This is a genomic window from Tenacibaculum sp. SM2510 (assembly GCF_057002845.1).
Genome location: NZ_CP192703.1, coordinates 1173016 through 1193687, shown reverse-complemented (window position 1 = coordinate 1193687; position 20672 = coordinate 1173016). Strand labels below are relative to the sequence as shown.

Annotated in this window: 19 protein-coding genes; 13 read left to right on the top strand and 6 right to left on the bottom strand. The window is 32.0% G+C overall.

What is annotated here, in order from left to right; translation table 11 throughout:
• Positions 1 to 22 precede the first annotated feature (22 nt).
• The 3 genes from ACQ629_RS05285 (at position 23) to recQ (ending at position 5728) form a co-directional block, all read left to right on the top strand.
• Positions 23 to 3193, top strand: coding sequence for a S41 family peptidase (locus tag ACQ629_RS05285; RefSeq protein ID WP_483706902.1), 3171 nt, complete (start codon positions 23 to 25; stop codon positions 3191 to 3193).
• Between the two features lie 108 nt (positions 3194 to 3301).
• On the top strand, positions 3302 to 3535 hold the full coding sequence (locus ACQ629_RS05280) for a CDGSH iron-sulfur domain-containing protein (RefSeq protein WP_483706901.1): 234 nt from the start codon (positions 3302 to 3304) through the stop codon (positions 3533 to 3535).
• A gap of 81 nt (positions 3536 to 3616) precedes the next feature.
• On the top strand, positions 3617 to 5728 hold the full coding sequence (recQ, locus tag ACQ629_RS05275) for a DNA helicase RecQ (protein WP_483707168.1): 2112 nt from the start codon (positions 3617 to 3619) through the stop codon (positions 5726 to 5728).
• A gap of 180 nt (positions 5729 to 5908) precedes the next feature.
• Here the strand turns inward: recQ and ACQ629_RS05270 are convergent, their stop codons facing one another.
• Positions 5909 to 6532, bottom strand: coding sequence for a hypothetical protein (locus tag ACQ629_RS05270; RefSeq protein WP_483706900.1), 624 nt, complete (start codon positions 6530 to 6532; stop codon positions 5909 to 5911).
• Positions 6516 to 6998 carry an RNA polymerase sigma factor gene (locus ACQ629_RS05265; RefSeq protein ID WP_483706899.1) on the bottom strand — a complete coding sequence of 161 codons (483 nt, stop codon included), beginning with the start codon at positions 6996 to 6998 and terminating at the stop codon, positions 6516 to 6518. The genes ACQ629_RS05270 and ACQ629_RS05265 overlap by 17 nt, the downstream gene beginning before the upstream one ends.
• 120 nt (positions 6999 to 7118) lie before the next feature.
• On the opposite strand from ACQ629_RS05265, the gene ACQ629_RS05260 reads away from it, so the two are divergent.
• The 4 genes from ACQ629_RS05260 to ACQ629_RS05245 all read left to right on the top strand — a co-directional run bounded on the left by ACQ629_RS05260 (position 7119) and on the right by ACQ629_RS05245 (position 8750).
• Positions 7119 to 7625, top strand: a complete 507-nt coding sequence (locus ACQ629_RS05260; RefSeq protein WP_483706898.1) for a GbsR/MarR family transcriptional regulator — start codon at positions 7119 to 7121, stop codon at positions 7623 to 7625.
• A gap of 83 nt (positions 7626 to 7708) precedes the next feature.
• Positions 7709 to 8035: a hypothetical protein gene (locus tag ACQ629_RS05255; RefSeq protein WP_483706897.1), complete on the top strand. Its 327-nt coding sequence runs from the start codon at positions 7709 to 7711 to the stop codon at positions 8033 to 8035.
• Positions 8032 to 8376, top strand: a complete 345-nt coding sequence (locus tag ACQ629_RS05250; protein ID WP_483706896.1) for a hypothetical protein — start codon at positions 8032 to 8034, stop codon at positions 8374 to 8376. The genes ACQ629_RS05255 and ACQ629_RS05250 overlap by 4 nt, the downstream gene beginning before the upstream one ends.
• A gap of 2 nt (positions 8377 to 8378) precedes the next feature.
• Positions 8379 to 8750, top strand: a complete 372-nt coding sequence (locus ACQ629_RS05245) for a hypothetical protein (protein WP_483706895.1) — start codon at positions 8379 to 8381, stop codon at positions 8748 to 8750.
• 79 nt (positions 8751 to 8829) lie between these two features.
• On the opposite strand, the gene ACQ629_RS05240 is transcribed toward ACQ629_RS05245, so the two are convergent.
• The 3 genes from ACQ629_RS05240 to ACQ629_RS05230 form a co-directional block, all read right to left on the bottom strand.
• Positions 8830 to 9465 (bottom strand): peroxiredoxin-like family protein, encoded by a 636-nt coding sequence (locus ACQ629_RS05240; RefSeq protein ID WP_483706894.1) that lies wholly within the window; start codon positions 9463 to 9465, stop codon positions 8830 to 8832.
• 198 nt (positions 9466 to 9663) lie between these two features.
• Entirely contained in the window at positions 9664 to 13095 is a 3432-nt protein-coding gene (locus tag ACQ629_RS05235; protein ID WP_483706893.1) for a methylmalonyl-CoA mutase family protein, read from the bottom strand.
• Positions 13096 to 13541: 446 nt separating this feature from the next.
• Positions 13542 to 14426 (bottom strand): LysR family transcriptional regulator, encoded by an 885-nt coding sequence (locus ACQ629_RS05230; RefSeq protein WP_483706892.1) that lies wholly within the window; start codon positions 14424 to 14426, stop codon positions 13542 to 13544.
• A 79-nt stretch (positions 14427 to 14505) separates the two neighbouring features.
• Between ACQ629_RS05230 and hutH the strand changes: the two genes are divergently transcribed.
• From hutH to ACQ629_RS05200, 6 genes are all read left to right on the top strand, one after another.
• On the top strand, positions 14506 to 15993 hold the full coding sequence (gene hutH, locus ACQ629_RS05225) for a histidine ammonia-lyase (protein ID WP_483706891.1): 1488 nt from the start codon (positions 14506 to 14508) through the stop codon (positions 15991 to 15993).
• 13 nt (positions 15994 to 16006) lie between these two features.
• A complete protein-coding gene (locus ACQ629_RS05220; protein WP_483707166.1) occupies positions 16007 to 18001 on the top strand; it encodes a urocanate hydratase in 1995 nt (664 codons plus the stop codon).
• Positions 18002 to 18012: 11 nt separating this feature from the next.
• Positions 18013 to 18543 (top strand): DUF4136 domain-containing protein, encoded by a 531-nt coding sequence (locus tag ACQ629_RS05215; protein ID WP_483706890.1) that lies wholly within the window; start codon positions 18013 to 18015, stop codon positions 18541 to 18543.
• A gap of 87 nt (positions 18544 to 18630) precedes the next feature.
• Positions 18631 to 18795, top strand: coding sequence for a DUF5522 domain-containing protein (locus ACQ629_RS05210; protein ID WP_483706889.1), 165 nt, complete (start codon positions 18631 to 18633; stop codon positions 18793 to 18795).
• A 41-nt stretch (positions 18796 to 18836) separates the two neighbouring features.
• On the top strand, positions 18837 to 19538 hold the full coding sequence (locus ACQ629_RS05205; protein WP_483706888.1) for a DUF4197 domain-containing protein: 702 nt from the start codon (positions 18837 to 18839) through the stop codon (positions 19536 to 19538).
• A gap of 161 nt (positions 19539 to 19699) precedes the next feature.
• On the top strand, positions 19700 to 19897 hold the full coding sequence (locus tag ACQ629_RS05200) for a Lacal_2735 family protein (protein ID WP_483706887.1): 198 nt from the start codon (positions 19700 to 19702) through the stop codon (positions 19895 to 19897).
• Here ACQ629_RS05200 and ACQ629_RS05195 read toward each other — a convergent pair.
• Positions 19880 to 20671 (bottom strand): ABC transporter substrate-binding protein, encoded by a 792-nt coding sequence (locus tag ACQ629_RS05195; RefSeq protein WP_483706886.1) that lies wholly within the window; start codon positions 20669 to 20671, stop codon positions 19880 to 19882. The two genes, ACQ629_RS05200 and ACQ629_RS05195, sit on opposite strands and share 18 nt — an antisense overlap.
• Position 20672 lies beyond the last annotated feature (1 nt).

The following is a 20672-nucleotide window of genomic DNA, read 5'->3' as shown; positions in this document are numbered from 1 at the left end:
TCGTTTGCATAAAATTAATCGGATGTCTAAAAAAAATCTATTTCTACTCGCAATGCTATTTAGTTTTGGTGTTGCAATTTCTCAAAATTCTTTAATTCGAAAACCTGCTATTAGTAATGATGGTTCAAAAATGGCCTTTAGTTATCATGGAGATATTTGGGTATATAACCTGAACAGTAAGGAATCAAAAAGGTTAACAATTCATAAAGGATATGAGAGTAATCCGGTGTGGAATACTGATGATACCGAAATTGCATTTTCATCAAACAGAAAAGGAAATGACAACGTATTTACAACTTCTCTTAACGGAGGTGTACCAAAACAATTAACGTATTACCCAACGGCTAATATCCCTACAGATTGGACTTCAGAAGGTGCAGTTGTATTTACAACAGGTAGAGTTTATCGCGGTCCAGAATGGGATAAGCAAATGTATACTGTAAATGAAAATGGCGGAACACCACAGCGTTTAATAACAGCTTATGGTGAGTTAGCGTCAGTTTCTCCTAACGGAAAATTAATAGCGTTTACCAAAGGAGCTTGTCGTATTGCGCGTGAAGATTATTCGGGTTCGGCACAAAGAGATATTTGGATTTATAACACAGATACTAAAAAATACAATCAAATTACAACAAGTAATAAAAACGACCATTCTCCTAAATGGGATGCAGCTGGAAACTTATATTACATAGGTGCAAAAAGCGGACGTTATAATGTATATAAACAGTCAGTTTCATCAAACGGAACAGCGAATGGAAGCGCAACTCAGTTGACATCAGAAAAACAAGATGGAGTTAGAGAATTTTCAGTAAGCAATAACGGAGCATTTATTTACGTAAGTGGCGTAAATTTATTTAAGGTTGAAAATGGTTCGGCACAAAAAATAACTTTAAATCTTTCTTCAGATAATCGTTTCGAGGAAGAAATAACAAAAACAGTTACCAACGGAATTAGTAGTTACGCAGTTTCACCTAACGGAAAAAGTATTGCACTTGAAATTAACGGTGAAATCTTTGTAAAAGAAAACAATAAAGAAAAGAAGCGCTCTAATAATGTAAGTAAGCATTTGTTTAGAGATCGTAATCCGCAATGGGTAAATGATAAAACAGTTATTTTTTCTTCGGATAGAGATGGTGTTTATCAATTATATAGTGCAGTTTCTACAGATACATTGGTTGGTTTACACCGTAGTTTAAAAACAAAGGTGACAAAATTAACGAATCATAAGGAAGATGTAATGGGGTCGTTAGTATCTCCTGACGGAAAAAAAATAGCCTATCAAGTTGGTCGTGGAATTTTAATGATTGCCGATTTAAAAGGTGGTAAAATTGTTGAATCGAAAGAATACTCAAACTCTTGGGCTGCTACCGAAGATGTTTCTTGGAGTCCGGATAGTAAGTATATTGCGTATTCTCAGGAAGATTTAAATTTTGATAGCGAAATTTTCATTCAGTCGATTGCTGATAAATCTAAAAAAATGAACGTATCAATGCATCCACGAAGTGATACAAATCCGGTTTGGAGTGCAGATGGAAAAAAATTAGCATTTTTATCGAACAGAAGCGGAATTAATTATGATGTTTGGATGGTTTGGTTAGAAAAATCAGATTGGGAAAAATCGAAAATAGACCATGAAGAAGGAGCTTATTATCCAGAAGAAAAAGAAAAAAAGGAAGACAAATCTGATAAAAAGGATAAGAAAAAGAAAGAAGAAACAGTTGTTGTTAAAATAGATCAAGATAAAATTTACGATCGTTTAGTACAAGTAACTTCTTTACAGGATAATGAATACAGCCCAATGTTTAGTGCCGACAGTAAATTTATTTATTTTTCAGCAACAGATCCTGCAAGCAAAAAAAGAAGCACTTATAAAGTAAAGTGGGACGGAAGTAAACCAAAAGCTATTAAAAGTGTAAGCGGTGCAAGAGGAATATCAGAAAATAAAGGGAAAGTTTATTTTACTTCAAGAGGAAGTTTAAATCAATTAGATACTAAATCAGATAAAGTAACAAAATTACCACATTCTGCAACCTACACAATAAACAGGAAGAAAGAATACGAGCAAGTTTTTGAAGAGGGGATTAGGGTGTTAACAGCTGGCTTTTACGACCCAGAATTTCATGGTTATGATTGGAATAGTTTGGTAAAAAGATACAGGCCTTGGGTTTTGTCAGCAACAACGCATCAAGATTATACGTATATGTATAATTTATTGTTGGGGCAGTTAAATGCGAGTCATATGGGGTATAGAGGTACAACTCCTAAAACCATAAACGACAAAGTAGGTTTACTAGGTTTAGATGTTTCAAATACGAAAGGTGGCGTAAGAGTAAATTATATTTTACAAAATACGGTTGCAGACAAATCGAAAAGTACCTTAAAGGTAGGCGATGTTATCACTGCTGTAAATGGTTATGAAATAGCTAAAAACACTAACTTTTATCAGCTATTGAAAAACACACAAGGAAATGAGGTGCTGTTAAGTTTAAAGAACGGAAAAGATGTTGTGTTAAGACCGCAACGCTCTATTAGAAGTCAGCAATATGAAGCTTGGATAACGTCTCGTAAAAAATTAGTTGATACATATTCAAACGGACAATTAGGATACATTCATATTCAGGGAATGAATATGCCAAGTTTCGAGCGTTTTGAACGTGAATTAAAAGCAAGTGGATACGGAAAAAAAGGAATTGTAATTGATGTACGTTATAACGGTGGTGGTTGGACAACCGACCGATTAATGGCTGTTTTAAATGTAGATCAACATGCGTATACGGTGCCAAGAGGCGCTGCTGAAAGTTTAAAGAATAATAAGAAGTTTAAAGGGAATTACCCTTTTAATGAGCGTGCAATTTTGTCGGTAAATACAAAACCAGTGGTTGCTTTGTGTAATGAAAATAGTTACTCAAATGCTGAAATTTTTTCACATGCATTTAAAAATTTAGGTTTAGGTAAATTAGTAGGACAACCGACATTCGGAGCCGTAGTTTCTACAGGATCAGCAAGATTGCAAAACGGAGCTATTCGCATGCCTTTTAGAGCTTGGTTTGTTAAAAAATCAGGAAAAAACATGGAAAATGAAGCACCTGCTGTTCCTGATTATTTAGTGAAAAATACTCCGGGTTGGAAAGAAAGAGGAGAAGATGCTCAGTTGCAAAAAGCTGTTGAGGTTTTATTGAAAGATATTAGATAAATAACACTCCTCCTTATTAAGACTTAAGAAAAATTAGGTGAAACGAAATTTTTAAATGTACTTTTTAAGGTTAAATGAACTATATTTAAATAAGAATATAATATAGATATGGAATTACCAAAAAGAGCTGGAAATGGACCAGTACCTGTTCAGTTAGAAGCAGGGAAAAAGTACGCATGGTGTACTTGCGGATTGTCAGAAAATCAACCATTATGTGACGGAAAACATAAAGGAAAAGGGATGAGTCCGAGTTTTTTTACTGCTGAGGCCACTGAAACGAAGTATTTGTGTGCTTGTAAAGAAACTAAGAATGAACCATTTTGCGATGGTTCTCATAAGTAATTAAATAAAATTATTTATTTCTAATATTAAAAAACGAAGATGTGAAATCTTCGTTTTTTTTATGATTATTTTTGCAATATGATGCAGCTTACAGAAAAAGACTTACTTGTAAAATTAAAAGCAAATTTTGGTTACGATAGCTTTCGGTTACAGCAACAAGCAATTATCAAAAATGTTTTAAATAAGAAAGATACTTTGGTTATTATGCCAACTGGTGGAGGAAAATCGATATGTTTTCAATTACCAGCATTATTTTTTGAAGGTATAACCGTAGTTATTTCTCCGTTAATAGCCTTGATGAAAGATCAGGTTGATAGTTTAAAAGCTAATGGTATCGCAGCCACTTATTATAACAGTAGTCAATCACCCGAAGAACAACAACAAGTTTTTGATGCAGTGGTAAATAAAACTGTAAAGCTGTTGTATGTGGCTCCAGAAAGTTTGTCATTACTTCAAAACATATTAAATTCAAATTACGTTAGTTGTATTGCAATTGATGAAGCACATTGTATTTCTGCTTGGGGTCATGATTTTAGGCCGTCGTATAAACAATTATCATTCTTAAAAAAAACATTACCAAATGTTCCTATTGTGGCGTTAACCGCAACTGCGGATAAAGCTACACAAGAAGATATTTTAGAACAATTAGCAGTTCCACATGCCACTAAATATGTAAGTTCTTTTAACAGAGAAAACATCAGTTTAGAGGTTCGTCCTGCAAACGATAGAGTTCAACAGATTATTAAATTTATCAATAAAAAACCGAATGAAGCTGGTATTGTGTATTGTTTAAGTAGAAAAGCTACGGAGCAATTAGCGAGTAAATTAAAGCAACAAAATATAAATGCGAAAGCATATCATGCGGGATTAAATTTTGAGGAACGCGCTAAGAATCAGGAAGATTTTATTAAAGATGAAGTTCAAATTATTTGCGCTACCGTTGCATTTGGTATGGGAATCGATAAGTCGAATGTGCGTTGGGTTATTCATTATAATATGCCTAAAAATATCGAAGGATATTATCAGGAAATCGGGCGTTCAGGACGTGATGGTTTACCAGCTCAGGCTTTATTATTTCATAGTTATGCCGATGTAATTCAGCTACGTCAGTTTATAGCGAATAGCAGTAATCAAGAAGTACAAGAGGCAAAGTTAGATCGTATGAAACAGTTTGCTGAAGCAACTGTTTGCAGGCGAAAAATTTTACTGAGTTATTTTGGAGAACTGATTGAAAAAGATTGCGGTAATTGTGATGTTTGTAAAAATCCTGTACAGTTTTTCGATGGAACAATTATAGCGCAAAAAGCACTTTCTGCTATTTATAGATTGCAAGAAAAAGAAGCCATGGGTACGGTGATTGATGTCTTGAGAGGAGCAAAAAATGCTGCGGTTTTAGATAAAAATTACCAAAACTTAAAAACCTACGGAATAGGAAACGATATTTCTTGGCAACACTGGCAACATTATATTGTTCAATTAATAAACCAAGGATATTGCCAGATAGCGTTTCACTTAAATAACACGTTACATTTAACAGATTTCTCTAAAAAAGTACTTTTTGATAATGAAAAAATTAAATTAACAACTCCTGTTGAATTCAAAAAAACAGAAAAAGGTTCAAAATCAAAAGGAGAAAAAAGATCGAAATCAGCTGTAAAAGATACGTTATTTGAACGTTTACGTAAATTACGATACAGAATTGCACAGGAAGAAAATATAGCAGCATATTTAGTTTTTAGTGATGCTACTTTACGTGAGTTAGAAAATGAGCGTCCACAAACGGATACTGCTTTTTTAGCGATTAGTGGAGTAGGACAACGTAAATTAGAAGTATATGGTGGCGAATTTATGGAAGAGATTAAAACTTTTGTAAAAGAGAAAAAGAAAGGTAAAAAAGATACAACGCTTGAAACCTATAATTTATACAAAGAAGGTTTTTCCATAGATGAAATAGCAGATAAGCGGAATTTAAAAGCACAAACAATATTTTCGCATTTATCTAAATTATATTTAGATGGTAAAGATGTTAGTTTAGATGAATTTATTGATGCGGCAACTATTAAGCTAATAGCAAATGCTAAAAAAGTATTAAAAAACGAACTAACTTTAAAGCCTTATTTCGAGTTTTTAGGAGAGAAGGTTCCGTACGAACAAATACGTGTTGGTTTGACTATTTTACAGAAGAAAAGATAGGTGTTATTAATTCAAGGTTTATGGAAATATAGAATGTTAGTTCTAGTAATTCTTATATAATCAAATTTGTATCGAGAAATTTCTAACTATTTCTCGATACAAATTCATTTTCTCATATAGATTTTAATAACCTCGATCGAAGAAATAAAGGTTAAAATTTATGTATAAAAAAGTCATTTATTATACCTCCTTTGTTAAGTCTTCCATTTCTATAATAACTGCATCTAATTTAGAGATAAGACTAGCATATAATATTTTTGTAGAAACGCTATAAATGATTCTTCCAATAATTGAAACGACAACAGCAACCAGCAATCCGACTCCTGAAATTTTTAAAAAAGAAGTATCTGAAGATATAAATTTAGATAAAAAACTATTTTCTTTAATCCTAAAAGCAAGTGCGAAAATCGATAAAACAGCTAAAGGTATGGCAAATACAAATAGTTTTTTAGTAGCTTTCATTATTGTATTTATAATGCTTTTGTATTTTTTTAAATAAGTTAGGTTGTCAGATGTAACATCAATAGTTTTAAATTTTTTTAATAAATTGTTATTAAAAAAATAGAGACATACAATTAAGAAAGCACCGTAAAACCCTATAATAGCTTCTGAAAATATTGCCATACCTACAGCAACTATTATGGCCATAGGAATTAATCCTTTGTTATCAATTTCGTAAGTTCTTTTGATTTTAGAGATGATCGATTTTGATTTCTGATTGTATAAATTATTTATTTTTGGTGCAATTAAAGCTTCTTCTTTAATGAAGGCCTCACTCCATATTTTTTCAATTGATTTTTCCATTTAATATTATTTTTAATTGTTTTTTAATTCTGTTAATACGAACGGCAATGTTATTTGGGCTCGTTCCAATAATTTCAGCAATTTCTTTATGCGGATTTTCTTCTAAATGCAGTAAAATTACCGCTCTGTCGACTTCGGATAATTTTTTAATAGCATCGTACAACAAGTTTAAATTTTCGTTTTGAAAAGCAGTATTTTTCTCTGATTCTTCATGAAGGATTTCAATAGTATTGTGCTTGCGTTTGTTCTTTTTAGAAAGCGTTAAGCAAATGTTTAGGGTAATTCTATAAATCCAAGTACTCCATTTAGATTTTTCTTGAAAAGCATCTCTGCTTTTCCAAATTTGTAAACAGGCTTCTTGATAAAAATCTTCAAAATCCTCTTGAGAATCCGTATAAGCTCTACATATTTTAATTATAATACCTTTATGAGGTACAATAGATGTTGTGTAAAAATCGTTACTCAAAATTGTGTTTTATTAATTAGTATTCGCTTGATTAAAAGTATTACAAGATAAAGGATAAAATTTAAATATTTTATTTTCAATAATTACTGAAAGTTTAATAATTAGTTATATATTTGCCATATGAATTTAGATGACGCAAAATTAAAATACATTCATACTTGGGGAAGTTTAGCTACAAGCTGGGGAATTAATAAAACAATGGCGCAAGTACACGCGTTGTTGTTAGTGTCAACTATACCAATGTCTGCAGATGATATTATGGAAACTCTAAAAATATCTAGAGGAAACGTAAACATGAATGTAAGAGCATTAATTGATTGGGGAATTGTAAGCAAAGAGTTTGTAATAGGAGAACGCAAAGAGTTTTTTGTTGCTGATAAAGATATTTGGGAATTATTTAAGCAAGTTACCAAAGAACGAAAGAAAAGAGAGATTGAACCAGTTTTAAAAGTTTTAGATGAGTTACAAAACGATGTAAATGATAACTCTGAAGAAGCGATGGAGTTTAAAAAAGTGATGAAAGATTTAGCTACCGTAACAAATACAGTTAATACTATTCTTGATAAAACAATTAAAGCTGATGAGCATTGGTTATTATCAAACTTTACCAAAATGATAAAGAAGTAAAAAAATTTAAAATAAAACTTTCAAATATTTCTGAAACTATGAAAATAAATATCTCAATAATGACCTGGATTAATAGAATTTTAATGATTCCGTTTTTAATACTCTTAATTTTATCAATTTTAGAAAACGATTTTCTCTCTTTAGCGGCTATTTTAGGCTTTGTGATAGGAGTTTTTCAAGTGTTTTCATTTTTATTCACCTTGTTTTATTTGGGTAGTATTAACAAGTTTGAACGAAAATTAATATTGATTTATGGCATAGCGGTTGTACTTTATTTTGGCGCTTGTTTTTTTGTTGGGGAACAGGATATAAGTAATAAGCATGTTATTTATTACATATTATGTGCCATACCTGTAGTCTTATCAATTCATTGGACTTATATTTTAGAAATGATAAAAAAAGAAATATGAGTCAATTCACATACATAATATACCTATTACTATCAAGTACAATTGTTCTTTGGGTAGGAGAAGCTTGTTATAAAAACGGACAAGTATATATTCTAAATTATTTTCCTGATAGAATCAATTTTGGAAACGGTATAAATAATCTTTTAAGAATAGCTTATTATTTATTAAACATTGGTTTAATCGTTTGGAGTTTAAATACAATAAATCATATAAATAGTTTAGAAGAAGTAATACTAGAAATAACAAAGAGGTTGAGTTATATGATTCTTATAATTTCCTCACTCCATTTTATCAATATTTATACAGTTTATTTAATTCACAAACACTTTAAAAATCAATAACTATGAACACTTCATTAGAATTAATCGCCTACATTATTTATTTACCAATAGCAATAGGATTAACAACGTTTGTATCATATCATCTTTTTAAAAACAGTAAAATATTTATGCTAGATATTTTTCATCAAAAGGTAGAGATTGCAATGGCTACAAATAAACTTTTTAAAATTGGCTTTTATTTGTTGAATGTTGGTTTTGCGCTACGTATTTTAGAAATATATAGCTTATCTAGTTATAAAGATTTAGTAGAAACGTTAAGTGCTAAAATAGGAGGATTCTCTATTTACTTAGGAGTTGTAATGATATTTTTTATCCTCTTCTTTTTAAAAGGAAGAAAAGCAAGTAAACAAGCTGCTTTAGAAATTGAAAATTAATAATAATTAAAATAGATTCTTTTAACAAAAAAAAATCAGCTCAAGTACTTGAGCTGATTTTTTATTTTAAATCATTAAATTATAATGCAGCAATGATATCTAAAGGCTCTGCTCTTAATTTATAATCTTCTGTAATAAAACTATAGGTTATTTTTTTGTCGGTTCCAATAATATAGGTCGCAGCAATAGGTAACTCATTCGATTCATTTCCTTGGCTTTCTAATAAATCTATTCCGAATTTCTTATACAAAGTAGCTAACTCTTCTGGTAACTTATAAGTTAAACCTAAAGATCGTGCTAGTTCGTTATCCTTACTTGTTAAAATTTCGAAATCTAATTCGTTTTTTTCTTTAATAGTAAGTGTATTATCTGGTGTTTCAGGTGTAATGGCAACTAATGTTGCATTTTTCTCTTTAATTTGAGGCACTATATCTTGTAATGCTTTTAAAGCAAGATTACAATAAGGACACCAACCACCTCTATAAAAAGTAAGTACCACTTGTCCTTTTTCAAGAAGTTCGTTAAGAGATGTTAATTCTCCCTTTGCATTCGGTAAAGAAAAATCAGGAAAATGATCACCTTTCTTTGTTGCATTTTTTATAATATCGGTATCTTCTAGTTTTTTAATACCAGCTTGCATTATATTTTTAGCTTCTTCTGGTATGTTTTTCGCACTATTATCAGCATGCTCTTTTAATTGATTTGTAAGGGTCATATATCTATTTTTTAAGTTGGTCTGTTTTTTATCCAAAACATTACGAACTATAGGAGGAAAAGAATATAAAAAATCAATAAAAAAACCTCATAAATTAATATGAGGTTTTTAACTTATTTGCAAACATTGTTTGCAAGATCCCAAATCAAGTTTGGGATAAATGATTCATTCAATTTTTTATAAAAATTGGTTCTCTATTTACATGTTTCTTCTATACTGTCCACCAACTTTAAATAAAGCTTCTGTAATTTGCCCTAAAGAACAAAACTTGGTAGCTTCCATTAACTTATCAAATAAGTTTTCATTCTGAACCGCAGCTTCCTGTAAAATTGCCAGTTGTTCTTGCACTTTTCCGTCGTTCGCTTTGTTTAAAATGCTTTTTGTTTTTATTTGATATTGCTTTTCTTCTTCCGTTGCACGGATAACTTCTGCAGGTTGTACTGTTGGAGAACCTTTAGAGCTCAAGAAGGTATTTACACCAATAATTGGGAATTCTCCTGTGTGTTTTAAAGTCTCGTAATACAAGCTTTCTTCTTGTATTTTAGAACGCTGATACATCGTTTCCATCGCACCTAAAACACCACCTCGTTCGGTAATTCTATCAAACTCTAACAATACCGCTTCTTCAACTAAATCGGTTAACTCTTCAATAATAAAAGCTCCTTGAATAGGGTTTTCATTTTTAGTTAAACCTAATTCTTTGTTGATAATTAATTGAATAGCCATTGCTCTACGTACCGATTCTTCAGTAGGTGTTGTAATTGCTTCATCGTATGCATTGGTGTGTAATGAATTACAGTTATCGTTAATAGCATATAAAGCTTGTAATGTTGTACGGATATCGTTAAAATCAATTTCCTGTGCATGTAAAGAACGACCAGAAGTTTGAATATGATATTTTAACATTTGTGCTCTTGAGTTGGCACCGTATTTATGTTTCAATGCTTTTGCCCAAATTTTACGAGCTACACGACCAATAACTGAATATTCCGCATCGATTCCGTTAGAGAAAAAGAACGATAAATTTGGTCCGAATTTGTTGATGTCCATACCACGAGACAAGTAATATTCAACATACGTAAATCCGTTAGATAATGTCAACGCTAACTGTGTAATTGGGTTGGCACCAGCTTCGGCAATATGATACCCAGAAATTGAAACCGAATAAAAATTACGAACTTGTTCTTTAATAAAATATTCTTGTACATCACCCATTAAACGCAAGGCGAATTCTGTAGAAAAAATACAGGTATTTTGTGCCTGATCTTCTTTTAAAATATCAGCCTGTACCGTACCACGAACTTGTGCTAAGGTTGTTTTTTTAATTTCTGCATATACATCCGCAGGTAAAATCATATCACCTGTTAAACCTAAAAGCATCAATCCTAAACCATCATTTCCTTCAGGTAATTTACCTTGATAAACAGGTCTTTCTAAATCTTTCGAATCGTAAATTTCCTTGAACTTCGCTTCAACTAATTTTTCTAGCTTATTTTCTTTGATGTATTTCTCACAATTCTGATCGATAGCAGCATTCATAAAAAAACCTAACAACATTGGTGCAGGACCATTAATTGTTAAACTTACCGATGTTAAAGCATGTGTTAATTCGAAACCAGAAAATAATTTTTTAGCATCATCTAAACAACATATAGAAACTCCTGCGTTACCAATTTTACCATAAATATCAGGTCTTACTCCTGGGTCATTACCGTATAAAGTAACCGAATCGAAAGCGGTTGATAAACGCTTTGCAGGCATTCCTAAACTTACGTAGTGAAAACGTCTGTTAGTACGTTCTGGACCACCTTCACCCGCAAACATTCTTGTTGGATCTTCACCTGTTCTTTTAAACGGATACAATCCTGCGGTATAAGGAAATTCTCCCGGAACATTTTCTTGTAAATTCCAACGTAATAAATCTCCCCAAGCTTGGTATTTTGGTAAGGCTACTTTCGGAACTTGTGTATGTGATAAAGTTTCACTGTGTGTATCTATATTTATAATTTTATCTCTTACTTTAAAGCTATAAACAGGGTCTTTATATTTTTTTACTTTATCAGCCCAGTTTAAAATAATCTCCCAGTTATGAGGATCGAGATTTAATTTTACTTTGTCGAATTGAGCTAAAAGTAGTTTAATAAAATCTTGCTCGTCATTCTGAACTTGTTTCAGAATCGCATCAGAATCTAATCCAATTTTAGAAATGGCAACATTCGAATTTGTAATAGATTCGATAGTTTGATAAATACCGTATAATTTCTGAGCAACGATAACCTGACTATCCACTTTTTTATCATAAGCTCTATTGCTTTCTGATATTTCAGATAAATAACGAACTCTGCTTGGCGGAATTACAAATATCTTTTCAGACATTTCTTTGGTAATTTCCATCTTCGATTTTAAGTCAACACCTGTTTTTTCAACAACCTTATCCATAATACGTTTGTACAACGTATTCATTCCTGGGTCATTAAACTGAGAAGCGATGGTTCCGAAAACCGGCATATCATCCATGTGAACATCCCACAAATGGTTATTACGCATGTATTGTTTCTTCACATCACGTATGGCATCTAAAGCACCACGTTTATCAAATTTATTGATAGCCACTAAATCAGCAAAATCAAGCATGTCGATTTTCTCCAACTGTGTTGCTGCCCCAAATTCAGGTGTCATTACATATAATGAAGTATCTGAATGCTCTATAATTTCGGTATCTGATTGTCCGATACCCGAAGTTTCTAAAATAATTAAATCAAACTCAGCAGCTTTTAAAACCTGTACTGCTTCGTTTACATATTTAGATAATGCTAAATTAGATTGACGTGTTGCTAACGAGCGCATATAAACACGATCATTATTAATGGCATTCATACGAATACGGTCTCCTAATAAAGCTCCTCCTGTTTTTCTTTTTGATGGGTCAACAGAAATTAATCCAACTGTTTTTTCTGGGAAATCGACTAAAAATCGACGTACTAATTCGTCTACTAAACTCGATTTTCCTGATCCACCAGTTCCAGTAATCCCTAAAACCGGCGTTTTAGAATCTTTATTTTTTTCGTGAATTGCCGCTAAAGTTTCTTTGGCTACTTCAGGGAAGTTTTCTGCCGAAGAAATAATACGCGCAATACTTCCTATTTCTTTAGCTGCTAAATGATTAATTTCATCGATTAAAACATCACCAATTGCAAAATCAGAAGTTTTTACTAAATCGTTAATCATTCCTTGTAAACCAAGTTCACGACCATCATCTGGAGAATAAATACGTGTAATTCCATAATCCATCAATTCTTTAATCTCATCTGGAAGAATTACACCACCACCACCACCAAAAATTCTGATGTGGTTAGCACCTTTTTCTTTTAATAAATCATACATGTATTTAAAATACTCGTTGTGCCCACCTTGGTAAGATGTAATTGCAATAGCATTTGCATCTTCTTGAATCGCACAATTAACTACTTCTTCAACACTTCTATCATGCCCAAGATGAATTACTTCTACGCCTGTAGACTGAATAATTCTTCGCATAATATTTATGGCAGCATCATGCCCATCAAATAGGGCAGCAGCAGTTACAATTCGTACTTTATGTATAGGTTTATAGGGTGTTATTTGTTCCATTCGTAAATTTTATAAAAAATTGGTTGTGCAATTTACGAATTTCTTAAAAGATATAAGAATTGTTTATCGATTATAAATAGTTAAGAAAAGCCCAGAACTTTCTTTTCTCGATGTAGTATAAATTATTTTCGTTTAAATAAGCTTCGCGTTCAAAACTTAAATTTTTATAGGCTTTAAATTTGTTTTTATATTTTAAGAATTTAATAAACCATTCTATAAAATAAAATATAAAAAAGAAGATGATAAAAAGCTCTCGTTGTTGCTCTAAATGTATTTTTTCGTGATTTACAAGTTCGGCGTTGTACTTTAAATCTTTTCTTTTTAAAAAGATAAAAGGATATAGGGTTACCCCAACAAACCCTTTAGGAACCATGCGTTTAGAAACGAGAATCATAAGTGATTATGAGAAATTTATAGGTAAAAATACTCATTTATATCGTAACTATTTATGAAGTAATATTATTTAGAAGTGATTTTAAAATCGGATTTCTATTATTCTTATCCCAAACCACTGATAAAGTGGTGCGTTGCGGTATGTTTTTAAGCTCAATAAATTTTACACTCATATCATACCCGTGTTGTAATGATTTAGGAACAATTGATAAGCCAAAATTATTTTCTACTAGTTTGTAAATAGATGCAGCATGAATTGTATTGTGCGTAACAATGGGTGTAAAATTACTATCATCGAAAATTTGCATAACCTTTTCAAAATAAGACGGACTGTAAGAAGGATCAAAAAGAATAAAAGATTCATTTTTTAGTTGATGTAGTCCTTTAAAATTATTTTCATTTACAGGATGATTTTTAGGTAAAACTAAACAAAACGATTCTTTTAAAATAGGTTTTATCGCAAGTCCTCTAGGTACACGATCTAGCCTTACAAAACCTACATCAATATCATTAGAAAGTAAACTGTCTATCTGTTTTTTATTATCCATTTCTTTTAATCCGAACTGAACATTTGGATATTCTTTTTTAAACTCAACCAATAAATTGGGAATAATATTTTGCATTGCAGAACCAACATAACCAAAGTTTAAATGACCATCTTTTCCGTCTTGCAAAAGTTTAGCATTCTCAAAAGCATGGTTGAGGTTTTTTAAGCTCTGAGTAAGTTCGGTTTTAAGATATATTCCTGCTTCGGTTAATGCTACCTTTCTATTATGACGAACAAATAACTGAATTTCTAAATCTTCTTCCATTTGCTTTATCTGCCTGCTCAAACCTGGTTGAGAAATAAAAAGCCGTTCAGCAGCTTTTCTAAAGTGTAAATCTTCAGCAACTGCTAAAAAATAGCGTAAATGACGTAATTCTATTTGATTACTCATGGTTATTAATTGATAACTTTATAAGTCTTGTTGGTTATCAAAAATAAAAATAACTTTGTTAAAAATAAAACAAAAGCCGATGTTTAAATACGGAGTAGATAAATTAACTGTAAATATAGTAATTGCAATTGCAGAAGGCACTTTAAAAGCAGTGATTACGAGCGATGCAGAAAAGAAGGTTAATGAATGTAGAAGGAAGGTAGAGGTGATGGCAAATTCAGATGTTGCTACTTACGGAATAAACACTGGTTTTGGCCCTTTATGTGATGTGCAAATTTCACCTGCGGAAACAAGTAAGTTACAAGAAAACTTGTTAATTACTCATGCTGTTGGAGTTGGGGATCCTATTGATAAAAAATTATCTAAAATTATGATGATTTGTAAAGTGCATGCACTTTGTCAAGGTTTTTCAGGAGTCCGTTTAGAGTTAATTGAACGTATTATTTATTTTATAGAAAATGATTTATTACCGGTAGTTCCAGAGCAAGGATCAGTGGGTGCTTCAGGAGATTTAGCACCATTGTCTCATCTTTTTTTACCGTTATTAGGAGAGGGAGAATTTTGGCAAAAAGGAGAAGTAATTTCTGCAAAGGAAATCTTAAAAAAATATAATTTAGAACCATTAACTTTAATGGCTAAAGAAGGTTTAGGCTTAATAAACGGGACGCAATTTATTTTAGCACATGCTATTTTAGGGTTGAATAAAATGGAGTATGTATTAGATTTAGCAGATGTTACTGGAGCAATGACCTTAGAAGGGTATTCAGGAAATGTGTCACCATTTAAAGAAGAACTGCATTTAATTCGTCCGTTTAAAGGAAACTTAAAAGTAGCAGAACGCATGCGTATGTTGCTGAAAGATTCTGAAAACGCAGCTGATGATAGTTTTCCAAGAGTGCAAGATCCGTATTCAATACGTTGCATGCCGCAAGTACATGGAGCATCTAGAAATGCGTATGTGCATTTGTTTGAATTAGCCGAAATAGAAATGAATTCCGTGACCGACAACCCTATTGTGTTAAGTGAAACAGAAGCAATATCCGGAGGTAACTTTCACGGGCAGCCTTTAGCAATGGCGTTAGATTACACATCAATAGCTGCATCAGAGTTAGGGAATATTGCAGACAGACGTTGTTATTTATTATTAGAAGGAAAGCACGGTTTACCAAGATTATTAACAGAAGCAGGTGGTTTAAATTCGGGGTTTATGATTCCGCAATACACTACCGCCGCTTTAGTTACAGAAAATAAATCATTATGTTTTCCGCCTTCGGCAGATAGTGTTCCAACTTCATTAGGACAAGAAGATCATGTTTCTATGGGAAGTATTTCTGGGCGAAAATTCAATCAAATATTGGGGAATATAGATAAAATTTTAGCTATTGAATTTATGTATGCAGCACAGGCGATGGATTTTAGAAGACCCAATACATTTTCTCCTATAATAGAAGAGAATTTTAAAATTATTAGAAATAAAGTAGCTAAATTAGAAGAAGACCGTGTACTTAAAGATGATATAAATGCATTAATAAGTATGGTTAAAAATAGAGAGTTTACAGTTCGTTAAAAAAGAAATTATGATGTCATTTAAAAAACAAATAAAACAAGGTATTCCAAGCGAGTTACCAGAAATGCCAGTTTATGATTCTTCAATAAACAGAGCGCCAAAACGTAAAGATATTTTAACGGCTGAAGAAAAAAAGTTAGCATTAAGAAATGCCTTACGATATTTTGATAAAAAACACCACGAAGTTTTAGTACCTGAGTTTGCTGAAGAATTAAAAGAGTATGGTAGAATTTATATGTACCGTTTTCGTCCTACGTATAAAATGCACGCAAGAGATATTAACGAATATCCAGGTAAATGTACGCAGGCAAAAGCAATCATGTTAATGATTCAAAATAATTTAGATTATGCAGTAGCACAACATCCACATGAACTGATTACATATGGAGGAAACGGCGCTGTGTTTTCTAACTGGGCACAATATTTATTAACGATGCAATATTTGTCTAAAATGACAGATAGCCAAACATTAACGATGTATTCTGGGCATCCGATGGGTTTATTTCCTTCGCATAAAGATGCACCAAGAGTGGTGGTTACTAACGGAATGATGATTCCGAATTACTCGAAACCAGATGATTTAGAAAAATTCAATGCGTTAGGCGTTACTCAATACGGCCAAATGACGGCGGGTAGTTATATGTATATCGGGCCGCAGGGAATTGTACATGGAACTACGATTACAGTATTAAATGCATTTAGGAAAATCAATAAAACACCAAAAGGAAACTTGTTTTTAACAGCAGGTTTAGGCGGAATGAGTGGAGCACAACCAAAAGCTGGAAGTATTGCAGGTTGTATAACGGTGTGTGCTGAAGTGAATCCGAAGATTACAGAAATCCGTTTAGCACAAGGATGGATTGATGAAAAAATAACGAATTTAGATGCATTGGTTGCTAGAGTAAAATCAGCGAAAGAAAGTCAAGAAACAGTATCAATTGCTTATTTAGGTAATATTGTTGATGTTTGGGAGAAATTCGATGAAGTAAATATTCATGTCGATTTAGGTTCAGACCAAACATCATTGCACAATCCTTGGGCTGGTGGTTATTACCCTGTAGATATTTCTTTTGAAGATGCTAATGAAATGATGGCTAACGAGCCAGAATTGTTTAAAGAGAAAGTACAGTCAACATTGCGTCGTCATGCAAAAGCAATTAATAAGCATACTTTAAAAGGAACCTATTTCTTCGATTACGGAAATGCATTTTTATTAGAAGCAAGCAGGGCAGGAGCCGATGTCATGTCAGATAATCCTACAATTGGTAGAGAATTCAAGTACCCCAGTTATGTACAAGATATTATGGGACCTATGTGTTTTGATTATGGTTTCGGACCATTTCGTTGGGTGTGTGCTTCAGGAAACCCAGAAGATTTAGCTACAACAGATGCGATTGCTTGTAAGGTTTTAGAAAAATTAAAGAAGAATTCTCCAGAAGAAATTCAACAACAAATGACTGATAATATTCAGTGGATAAAAGGAGCTCAAGAAAATAAATTAGTAGTGGGCTCGCAAGCACGTATTTTATATGCTGATGCAGAAGGGCGAACGAAAATTGCTGAAGCTTTTAATAAAGCTATTAAGAAAGGTAAAATAGGAAATGTAGTGTTGGGTCGTGATCATCACGATGTATCTGGTACCGATTCACCGTATCGTGAAACGTCTAATATTTACGATGGCTCTCGCTACACGGCAGACATGGCAATACAAAACGTAATTGGCGATAGCTTTAGAGGTGCTACCTGGGTTTCTATTCATAATGGTGGTGGCGTTGGCTGGGGAGAAGTTATTAATGGTGGATTTGGCATGCTTCTTGATGGATCTAAGAGTGCATCAAGACGCTTAAAATCAATGCTTTTCTGGGATGTTAATAACGGAATAGCAAGAAGAAGTTGGGCAAGAAATGAAGAGGCTGTTTTTGCAATTAAAAGAGCAATGAAATCAGAAAAAGACTTGCAAGTTACCCTTCCTAATTTAGTGGATGATGCATTGTTTGAAAATATGTAAATCCTAAGAAAATGAAAATTATAAAATTACTTTTTTTGCCAATCATCGTTTTAATTATCACATCATGTAGCTCTGTTAAAGTAACAACAGATTATGATACAAAAGTTGATTTTAATCAATACAAAACGTTTGCTTTCTATAAAAAAGGCATCGATAAAGCAGCTATTTCAGATTTAGATAAAAAACGAATTATGCGTGCTGTTGAATCAGAATTAATGGCAAAAGGAATGACAAAATCTGCCACACCAGATGTTTTGGTAAGTCTGTTTACAAAGTCGCGTGAAAAAATCAATATAAATGATAATATGTATGGCGGATTTTATTATCCATATTATTATGGGATGAATCGAATGAGCGTTTCTCAGCATACAGAAGGAACTTTGTTTGTTGATTTGTTAGATGCGAAAAAGAAAGAATTGGTTTGGCAAGGAGTAGGAACTGGAGCGTTAAGAATGAGTAGTGTTGAAAAAAGAGAAGCTCGCGTTAAAGAATTTGTGAATGAAATAATGGCTAAATATCCGCCAGAAAAAGGAAGAGAATAAATAATTCTTCCATAAAAAATAAAGAGATACATTAAATCAACAGTTAATAAATGCTGATTTAATGTATCTTTTTTTGATATTTGTACTATGATAAATGAGATTTTAAGAGCAACTCCTGAAGAGTATTATATTAATGAAGACGGATATAGGGTTTTTAAAGAAGCGTATCACGTAAGACGTGGTTATTGTTGCAAAAGTGGCTGTAAACACTGCCCTTATGGTTATGATAAAAAAACAGACAGCTTTAAATAGTAGAACAATTACTAATTTCTAAAAATATAAATTAACTAAACATGAAAAAAATCATAGCAATAGCATTTGTTGTTTTACTTACAGGATGCGCAGAATTACAGAAAGTAGTAAATCAGTTACCACAAGGAGGCGTTTTATCACAGCAGCAAATAGGAAATGGTTTGCGCCAGGCATTAGATAATGGAATAAAAAATCAGGTTTCTAAATTAACAGCGAAAGATGGTTTTTATAGAAATAAACTAGTGAAAATTATTTTACCAAAAGAATTACAAGCGGTAGATAAAGGATTACGTAAGATAGGTTTAAGTAATTTAGCAGATGAAGGGTTAAAAGCAATTAACAGAACTGCAGAAGATGCTGTTAAAACAGCAACGCCAATTTTTGTAAACGCAGTTAAAGAAATAAGTTTTAACGATGCTAAAAACATCTTATTGGGTGATAAAAATGCAGCGACTTCTTATTTAAAAGGGAAAACAAATACAGCTTTATACAATCAATTTAATCCGGTTATTAAAAATTCTTTTGCAAAAGTAGGAGCCGATAAAATTTGGTCGAACTTGATTAATAAATACAATAGTATTCCTTTTGTAAAAAGAGTAAATCCAGATTTAACAGATTATGTTACAGGGCAAGCTTTAAAAGGGGTTTTTACGATGATCGCAGTCGAAGAAAAAGGAATTCGAGAGAAAGCAGGTTTGCGTAATACAGCTTTATTACGCCAGGTATTTGCATTGCAAGATTAATAAGATATTTGTCTAAATAATTAAACAAAAAAAGTCTCACAAATTTGTGAGACTTTTTTTGTTAGAATAGGAAAAACCCTTTTTTTTAAAGTAGATTTTTTTTTATGTAGTTGTAATTCAAATATTTATGTATATTTATAACTCGCATAACTAAAATTAAAATGTCAAGAATTAATCAACTACAAACATATAGAAAGCACCTAGAAGAAAGATATCGTAAACTGGTTGAAAGAGCGAATGATTATAAGTATGAAGATGAGTGCAAAAGTGATCGTTCGGCTTTTAAAGCAATGCAAGTGCTAGAAAAGTTAAATAGAGTTAAGTATTTAGATAAAGATGCATCAAGTTATTTTGTGTAACTCTTTAAAATAATCAAAAGACTTTAGTAGCCTACTGCCGTACCACGAGAACATTTCGCCATCAACTAAAATTACTTTAGCATTATTACAATGTCTTTTTAGCTCTTTAATGTGTTTTTCTTTAAAAGGATATGGTTCTGATGAAAGTAATATTAAATCTGGTTCGCTATTTTCAATAATACTTTGTAAATCTATTTCTGGATAACGCTCTTTATTGGTGTAAATATTATGAAACTTATTTAACTCTAAAAGGTGGTTGATAAAAGTATTGTTTCCTGCAACCATCCAGGGTTCTTTCCAAATAAAATAAGCAACTTTTTTCTCAGTTTTAGTTTTTATAAATAGCTTAAATTCATTTAGTTTTTTATCTAGCTCTTCTGCTATTTTATTTGCTTGTTTTTTACAAGAAAGAATTTCTCCATATTGAAGTATTAGTTCTTTTGAATCATCAAGAGTAAAAATATCAGAAACATGTGTTGGTGCAATCTTCTCGCAAGCTTCAACGATTTCTTTAGTGTTCTCTTCTTTATTACAAAGAATAATGTCAGGGTTTAAAGCCTTAATTTTATCAATATTAATGGTTTTTGTACCACCAACAATTGTTTTGTTTTTTCTCAGATAAGTTGGATGGATGCAGAATTTTGTAACACCAACGATAAATTCTTCTAAGCCTAAATCAACCAATAATTCTGTTTGACTAGGAACTAAGGAGATTATTCTTTTAGGAGTTTTTGGTAATTCAAAAACTCTATTTATTTGGTCTTTGAACTCCATA

Coding starts and splice junctions, on each gene's coding strand:
- ACQ629_RS05285 (WP_483706902.1), top strand. CDS start 23: ATGTCTAAAAAAAATCTATTTCTACTCGCAATGCTATTTAGTTTTGGT.
- ACQ629_RS05280 (WP_483706901.1), top strand. CDS start 3,302: ATGGAATTACCAAAAAGAGCTGGAAATGGACCAGTACCTGTTCAGTTA.
- recQ (WP_483707168.1), top strand. CDS start 3,617: ATGCAGCTTACAGAAAAAGACTTACTTGTAAAATTAAAAGCAAATTTT.
- ACQ629_RS05270 (WP_483706900.1), bottom strand. CDS start 6,532: ATGGAAAAATCAATTGAAAAAATATGGAGTGAGGCCTTCATTAAAGAA.
- ACQ629_RS05260 (WP_483706898.1), top strand. CDS start 7,119: ATGAATTTAGATGACGCAAAATTAAAATACATTCATACTTGGGGAAGT.
- ACQ629_RS05255 (WP_483706897.1), top strand. CDS start 7,709: ATGATTCCGTTTTTAATACTCTTAATTTTATCAATTTTAGAAAACGAT.
- ACQ629_RS05250 (WP_483706896.1), top strand. CDS start 8,032: ATGAGTCAATTCACATACATAATATACCTATTACTATCAAGTACAATT.
- ACQ629_RS05245 (WP_483706895.1), top strand. CDS start 8,379: ATGAACACTTCATTAGAATTAATCGCCTACATTATTTATTTACCAATA.
- ACQ629_RS05240 (WP_483706894.1), bottom strand. CDS start 9,465: ATGACCCTTACAAATCAATTAAAAGAGCATGCTGATAATAGTGCGAAA.
- ACQ629_RS05235 (WP_483706893.1), bottom strand. CDS start 13,095: ATGGAACAAATAACACCCTATAAACCTATACATAAAGTACGAATTGTA.
- ACQ629_RS05230 (WP_483706892.1), bottom strand. CDS start 14,426: ATGAGTAATCAAATAGAATTACGTCATTTACGCTATTTTTTAGCAGTT.
- hutH (WP_483706891.1), top strand. CDS start 14,506: ATGTTTAAATACGGAGTAGATAAATTAACTGTAAATATAGTAATTGCA.
- ACQ629_RS05220 (WP_483707166.1), top strand. CDS start 16,007: ATGTCATTTAAAAAACAAATAAAACAAGGTATTCCAAGCGAGTTACCA.
- ACQ629_RS05215 (WP_483706890.1), top strand. CDS start 18,013: ATGAAAATTATAAAATTACTTTTTTTGCCAATCATCGTTTTAATTATC.
- ACQ629_RS05210 (WP_483706889.1), top strand. CDS start 18,631: ATGATAAATGAGATTTTAAGAGCAACTCCTGAAGAGTATTATATTAAT.
- ACQ629_RS05205 (WP_483706888.1), top strand. CDS start 18,837: ATGAAAAAAATCATAGCAATAGCATTTGTTGTTTTACTTACAGGATGC.
- ACQ629_RS05200 (WP_483706887.1), top strand. CDS start 19,700: ATGTCAAGAATTAATCAACTACAAACATATAGAAAGCACCTAGAAGAA.
- ACQ629_RS05195 (WP_483706886.1), bottom strand. CDS start 20,671: ATGGAGTTCAAAGACCAAATAAATAGAGTTTTTGAATTACCAAAAACT.